The 6,717-nt window shown below is 67.7% G+C and carries 6 protein-coding genes; 2 read left to right on the top strand and 4 right to left on the bottom strand.

The window, feature by feature from the left end; all coding sequences use genetic code 11:
* Window positions 1–19: 19 nt before the first annotated feature.
* Genes Q4F73_RS10685 through Q4F73_RS10670 form a run of 4 tightly spaced genes read right to left on the bottom strand, consistent with a single transcriptional unit; the run spans window position 20 to window position 4,824 of the window.
* On the bottom strand, window positions 20–616 hold the full coding sequence (locus Q4F73_RS10685) for a CueP family metal-binding protein (protein ID WP_303359328.1): 597 nt from the start codon (window positions 614–616) through the stop codon (window positions 20–22).
* Window positions 613–2,751: a heavy metal translocating P-type ATPase gene (locus Q4F73_RS10680; RefSeq protein ID WP_303359327.1), complete on the bottom strand. Its 2,139-nt coding sequence runs from the start codon at window positions 2,749–2,751 to the stop codon at window positions 613–615. The genes Q4F73_RS10685 and Q4F73_RS10680 overlap by 4 nt, the downstream gene beginning before the upstream one ends.
* 35 nt (window positions 2,752–2,786) lie before the next feature.
* Window positions 2,787–3,413: a YdhK family protein gene (locus Q4F73_RS10675; RefSeq protein WP_303359326.1), complete on the bottom strand. Its 627-nt coding sequence runs from the start codon at window positions 3,411–3,413 to the stop codon at window positions 2,787–2,789.
* 40 nt (window positions 3,414–3,453) lie between these two features.
* A complete protein-coding gene (locus Q4F73_RS10670; RefSeq protein WP_368660524.1) occupies window positions 3,454–4,824 on the bottom strand; it encodes a multicopper oxidase family protein in 1,371 nt (456 codons plus the stop codon).
* 436 nt (window positions 4,825–5,260) lie between these two features.
* Here Q4F73_RS10670 and Q4F73_RS10665 point away from each other — a divergent pair, with 436 nt between their 5' ends.
* On the top strand, window positions 5,261–5,950 hold the full coding sequence (locus tag Q4F73_RS10665) for a response regulator transcription factor (protein WP_303359330.1): 690 nt from the start codon (window positions 5,261–5,263) through the stop codon (window positions 5,948–5,950).
* A gap of 95 nt (window positions 5,951–6,045) precedes the next feature.
* Window positions 6,046–6,717: histidine kinase dimerization/phospho-acceptor domain-containing protein (locus tag Q4F73_RS10660; protein WP_303359329.1), on the top strand; the 672-nt coding region annotated here is incomplete at its 3' end.

Here is a 6,717-nt window from a genome sequence, read left to right as displayed (position 1 = left end):
AGTCTTGCCTGCCGCAGGTTTAGGCGATTTGCATGGTGGTCAGGCAGGTGAGGTCCTGGTCCCCGGTGGCGATGGGGGAGGTGGCTGTTTTGCCGTCGTGGTCGATGGTCAGGGTGGCGGTGATGTCCCGGGGGAGCCAGAGCCCGAGGAAGCCGTTGTCGTAGGTGGTGCGCGGCTCGTCGATGAGGGTCTGGCCGGTGGTGGTGTCGGTGACTGTGACGTGGACCTGTTCGCCTGCCATCTCGCCGAGGCAGGTGGTCAGGCTGTGGAAGTGGCAGGAGTGGGTTCTGTTTTCGTAGGGCGCTACCGAGAGGTAGAACTCGTCGTCGGGCATGGGCAGCGTTGCGAGTTCCTCACTGCCGGTGTTCAGGGATAGTTCGGTGGGTTGTACCGAGGCGGTGAGGTCGGCCGGTCTGTCGGCTACTGGCATGGTGTCGAGTTTGTCGATGATCTGGGGTGCGTCGAGGCCGGCGAGTCCGTAGGCCTCTAGGGACGCTGGAGGCGAGGCTGCTTCTTGGGCTGGGTCGTTATCGGTTGAGCAGCTGGCCAGGGCGAGGGAGCCGGCGGCGAGGAGGGCGATCGCGGTTCGTCGGGGTGTGGGGTGGGTGGTGGTCATACTTGGAATTCTCGCTTCTTGGTGGTGGTGAGGTGCTCGGGGCGCAGGTCGAGTCGGCGGAGCAGTTGGGCGTTGAGGGCGACGACGACGGTGGACAGTGACATGAGGATGGCGCCGACGCTCATGGGGAGGACGAACCCGATCGGGGTGAGGATCCCGGCGGCCAGGGGCACGGCGGCGAGGTTGTAGCCGGCGGCCCACCACAGGTTCTGCTTCATCTTGCGGTAGCTCGCCCGGGACAGCTCGATGACCGCGAGGACGGAACGGGGATCGGAGCTGGCGAGGATGACGCCGGCGGAGCCGATCGCCACGTCGGTGCCGGCGCCGATGGCGATGCCGACGTCGGCCTGGGCCAGTGCGGGGGCGTCGTTGACCCCGTCGCCGACCATGGCGACCTTCTTGCCTTCGGACTGCAGTTCGGCGACCTTGGCGGCCTTGTCTTCTGGCCGGACCCCGGCGAAGACCCGGTCGATGCCGAGGTCGGCGGCGACGGTGTCGGCCACGGCTTTCGCGTCGCCGGTGATCATGACGACGAGAGCTCCAGCGTCGTGCAGGGCGTCGACAGCCGCGCGGGATTCTGGCCGGATTTCGTCGGCCAGCCGCAGTGCGCCGATGACCCGGCCGTCGGCGAGGACGTGCAGGATGATCGCCCCTTGCGTGCGCCACTGGTCGGCGACGGGCAGTTCATCGCGGCCGTGCTGATCGAGAAGATAGGGGCCGCCGACCTCGATAACGGTGCCGTCCACGGTGGCCTTGACGCCCACGGCGGGGGAGGAGGAGAAGTCGGTCGCCGTCGACACGGTGAGGTCGCGGGCCCGTGCGGCCCCGGCGACGGCTCTGGCGAGTGGATGCTCACTGTCGCTTTCGGCGGCAGCGGCCAGGGCGAGTACCTCGTTGGCGGTGTGACCGTCTGTCGGTTCAATTGCGGTGACGGTGGGTTCGCCCTTGGTCAGGGTTCCGGTCTTGTCGAACAGGACGGCGTCGATGGTGCGCATCGACTCGAGCGCGAGTCGGTCTTTGATCAGGACGCCGCCGCGGGCGGCGCGTTCGGTCGCGATCGACACGACCAGGGGGATCGCCAGGCCGAGAGCGTGGGGGCAGGCGATGACCAGCACGGTGACCGTGCGCACCACCGCCGCGTCGGGCAGGCCGAGCACGCTCCAGACGGCGGCAGTGATCACGGCCGAGGCGAGGGCGAACCAGAACAGCCACCCGGCGGCGGTGTCGGCGAGGCGCTGGGCGCGAGAGGACGAGGCCTGTGCGTCGGTGACCAGTTTCTGAATCCCGGCCAGCGCTGTGTCCTCACCGATGGCGGTGACTTCGACGCGCAGGCCCGAGTCGGTGGCCACCGTGCCGGCGACGACGTGGTCGCCGATGCCGCGGCGGACCGCCTGGGATTCGCCGGTGACCATGGATTCGTCCATGCTGGCCGAGCCGTCGACGATCTGCCCGTCGGCGGGTACCGACGCCCCGGGGCGGACGACCACCACGTCCCCGACCACCAGGTCGGCCGGGGCGACGGTGACGACGTTCTCGCCGTCGACCTTCTCCGCCTCATCCGGCAGCAACGCCGCCAGCGAGTCCAGTGCGGAGGTGGTCTGCGCCAGCGAGCGCATCTCGATCCAGTGGCCCAGCAGCATGATGACCACCAGCAGGGCCAGCTCCCACCAGAAGTTCAGCGCGTGGTCGAGCACGCCCAGGCTCGCGCCCCAGGACGCGAGGAACGCCACGGTGATGGCCAACCCGATGAGCAGCATCATGCCGGGCTGGCGAGCGCGGATCTCGGACACGGCCCCGGTCAGGAACGGCCTGCCGCCCCAGAAGTAGACCACGGTGCCCAGGGCGGGGGAGACCCACCACACCCACCGGGCGTCGGGCAGGTCGTAGCCGATGAGGTGGGCGAACATGTCGTTGAACGCCACCACTGGGACCGCCAGGACGAGGGTGATCCAGAACAGTCGCCGGAACTGGGCGACATGATCCGCGTGCCCGCCATGGCCTGCATCGTCGTGGCCACTATGGTTCTCGTGCCCGCCGTGAGACTGGTGTGCCGAGTGCTCGTCGTGCGTGTGGTGACCGCCCTGCTCGCGGGTCTGGGCCCCGGCGGCTCCGTGATGGGTGTGCTGGTCGTTCATAGTCTGTCCGTCCCTCGAAGCCCGGTACCTGTTGCCTAGGACGCCGGCTTGATCTCACTTTCGACGACCCACTTGTGGTTCGTCATCGTCATCCCGTCAGCCTCGTAGTCCACGACATAGACGGTCTCGTCGGTCGAGGACGCGATCATCGCCGTTGCGCCGCCCATGCCGTGCATGTGGTCGGCGGTCACGGTCACTTCGGTGCCATCGTCGAGACGGTCGTCGCCCGCGTCCTTGAGCTCTTCCTGGACGACCCACTTGTGGTTGAGCACGGGATCTTTGCCGTCGGTGGGGGTGTAGTCGATTGCGTAGGTGTAGGTGTCGTACGCGCCGACGATGGTGGCGATGGCACCGTTCATGCCCTCCATGTGGTCGGCCGTCAGCGTGACCTCGGTGCCGACCGGGTAGGTCGGATCAGTGGCCTGCGCCATGCCCTCGGGCACCGGGCCGCCGTCCGCGGGATGTTCCATGCCATCGTGGCCCCCTTGGCCGCCATGTGTGGCCTCGCTTTGAGAGGCGGCGGCGGTGTCTGTCGCGGGTGCGGATGTGCTGGTTGACGTGAGGGACGCGGTCGAGCTGTCTTCGGTGTTGTCTGTGCAGGCTGATAGAGCCAGCGTGGCCGCGATCAGGGTGGCGGGGATCAGCATGGTGGTGCGGGTCATGGTGGTGGAGCGCCTTTCGGGTTGGTGACCGCAGTGGCGGTCAGGCTAGGTAGGACAGGGTCGTCATCATTCCGGCCTCCATGTGATAGGCGTTGTGGCAGTGCAAGGCCCATTGGCCGGGGTTGTCGGTGTCGAATTCGATCTCCGCGGTGCGCATAGGTCGGAGAGTGACGGTGTCTTTGCGCAGCCCACTATCGGCAAGGGCGAAGGTGTGACCGTGCAGATGCATCGGGTGGGCCATGTCGGACATGTTGCGCAGCCGCATCCGAACCCGCTGACCGCGGGAGACCTCCAGCGGTGTGGTGTCGGGATGAGCCTGCCCGTTGAGGGTCCAGCGATAGGGCATCATCCCGCCGCCCAGGTCGACGCTGAGATAACGGTCATGACCCTGGTCTGTCAGGCGCGATGCCGGCGCCGGGTTCAGGTCTGCCGGAAGCAGCACCCGCCGGTCGAGTTCGATGGGACGGGGATCGTCGGGCAGATCGCCGGAACCGGTGCGCACGATAGCGAAGGCGTGACCGTTCTTGCCCTCAGCCTCGGCGAACACCGGGAACACGCCGTCGGCCAAGGTGACCAGGACGTCGACTCGCTCGCCCATCGCGAGCAGGATCGATTCTGTCTGGTGCGGTGCGGTGGGAAAGCCGTCGGTGTGGGTGACGGTCATCGTGTGCCCGCCGACGGCGACACGGAAGAACGTGTCGGCGCCGGCGTTGATGAACCGGATCCGCGCCCGCTGCCCCGGTCTGGCGATCCACCGGACCGGGTCGGCGGGAATCTTCCCATTGAGCAGAAAGTGCGGATAGCTGACGTCGCCGGCGGCGCCGAGCAACCGGGAGTTCATACTTTGATGATCTGGACCGTCGTGCATTCGGCCGTGGCCCGGGGCGCGACCTTGAGGCCCCGGAGTGTCGATGCCCAAGGCGCGGGCCGCGTCGTTAGGGGTGCCGTCGATGCCGTCGAGCCAGTCATCGATGACGACCACCCATTCATGGTCGAAGTCCCCCGGTTCGGCCGGGTCGTCGATGATCAGCGGGCCGTACAGGCCCCGGTCGAGCTGCAGCCCGGAATGCGAGTGATACCAGTGGGTACCGGCATCCGGCACGGTGAACTCGTAGGTGAACCGGTCTCCTGGCTCGATCGCCTCCTGGGTCAGGCCGGGCACGCCGTCCATATCGTTGCGCAGGGCGATGCCATGCCAGTGCACACTGGTCGGCTCATCAAGCTGGTTATCGATCTCCACGCGCAGTAGGTCACCGGCTTTGGCCCGCAGGACGGGACCCGGCACGGTCGGACCGTAGGCCCAGGTGGCGACCACGATCCCACCCAGGTCCACCTCCACCGGGCGAGGGGACAAGCGAGCATCGACGATGCGCTGACTTGCACGCTGGCGCTGCGCCTCGACCTCGCCCACCACTGGGTCTGACGCCACCACCGGCACCCCCGAGGGGCCGGACTGGCCACACGCCCCCAACGCCCCGGCGCCAGCCAGGGCCGACCCAAGGAGAAATGCTCGCCGCGACATCCCGGTCACTGCTGCGACTCCGCAGACGGCTCGCCGAACAGCGCGGTAACCAGCAGCATCGTCGAGGCCCACAGGATGGCCACGACGACGGTGCCGAGCACCAACCCGCCCCACCCGACCATGATGTACCTCCCGCGTCTGCCTGCAGTGGCCATCGTGACTGTGCATCCCGGCGGCTTCGATGGAGATCGTGTGAAGATTCGATCAAGACCCCCACCGCGGTGACGGGCCTCCAGTCGGTGAGGCGAAGATGACGGGTATGTCCTTCCTCCGTGACCCCGGTGACCGTCGAACGCGCCGCGCCGATTCTCCCGGGCTGCGGGCGCTGGTGGTTGACGACGAAGAGCCCCTGGCCGATCTGGTGGGTTCCTATCTCGAGCGCGACGGCTTTGTCGTCACGATCACCGGGGACGGCCAGGATGCTGTGGACCTGGCCCGCCGCAACGCCCCGGATGTGATCGTTCTCGACCTGGGCCTGCCCGGGCTGGACGGGATCGAGGTCTGCCGACAGGTCAGAACCCACAGTGACGCCTACATCATCATGCTCACCGCCCGGACCGAGGAAGTCGACACCCTGATCGGACTGTCTGTGGGCGCAGACGACTACATGACCAAACCGTTCAGCCCTCGAGAACTCTCGGCCCGGATTCAAGCGATGATGCGCCGACCACGGCAGGGCACAACCGGGGGCGGCGGAAAGACACCATCCCATGTGCGCTCGATCGGCCAGCTGACCATCGACACCGCCGGGCGAGAGGTCACCGTCGGAGGTGCCGACGTCGAGCTGACCCGCACCGAGTTCGACATCCTCGCCGCCCTGGCCCGCGACCCCGGGATCGTCGTCACCCGCGCACAATTGATGGCCGCCGTGTGGGGACCGAACTGGGTGGGCGATGACCACCTGGTCGACGTCCACATCGGCCACCTGCGTCGCAAACTCGGCGACGACGCCTTCGTGGGCCGCTACGTGCGCACGGTCAGAGGCGTCGGCTACCGCATGGGACCAGGCCAATGAGATCCACCCCGCCACCAACACCGGCCACGCCCGACCCCCGCCGCCCCCGTCGCCGCGCGGCCGGAGTCAACTTCGGCACCCGCCTGCTGCTGGCGATGACCAGCGTGGTCGTCGGCTGCACAGCCAGCGCGTGGCTCGTTGCCTCCGCACTGGCCCCGGGCATCTTCCACGACCACCTCGGTCAAGCAGGCATCGATCACAACTCCGCCCAAGCCGCCCACGTCGAAGAAGCATTCACCGTCGCGATCATCCTGGCCTGGGGGCTCGCGGTGGGCATCGCCGTGCTGCTCGCCTTAGCAGCGACCTGGTACCTCACCCACCGAGTCCAACGCTCGGTCACCATGGTCACCACCACCACCGCCGACATCGCCCAAGGGCACTACGCGACCCGGGTGACCAGCCCCAAGCTCGGCCGAGAGTTCGACGACCTGGCCACCAGCGTCAACGAACTCGCCCGACGTCTCGCTGCCACCGACGTCACCAGACGACGGATGCTCGCCGACCTCGGCCACGAGATGCGCACCCCGCTGGCCACCATCGACTCCTACCTCGAGGCCATCGACGACGGTGTGCGCAGCTTCGACGACACCACCAAACAGGTGCTGTGGGCGGCCACCAGACGTCTCGAACGCCTCGCCGCGGACATCGTCGCCGTCTCCGACGCGGAAGAACACCTCACCCGACTACACCCGACCCCGACCACCACAGACGCCCTCATAGCCACTGCCGCCGAGGCAGCACGCGAACGCTACCTCGACAAAGGGGTG

Source organism: Corynebacterium sp., from assembly GCF_030535495.1.
Lineage (GTDB): Bacteria > Actinomycetota > Actinomycetes > Mycobacteriales > Mycobacteriaceae > Corynebacterium.
This window is presented reverse-complemented; position numbering and strand designations above follow the sequence as displayed.

Coding starts and splice junctions, on each gene's coding strand:
- Q4F73_RS10685 (WP_303359328.1), bottom strand. CDS start 616: ATGACCACCACCCACCCCACACCCCGACGAACCGCGATCGCCCTCCTC.
- Q4F73_RS10675 (WP_303359326.1), bottom strand. CDS start 3,413: ATGACCCGCACCACCATGCTGATCCCCGCCACCCTGATCGCGGCCACG.
- Q4F73_RS10680 (WP_303359327.1), bottom strand. CDS start 2,751: ATGAACGACCAGCACACCCATCACGGAGCCGCCGGGGCCCAGACCCGC.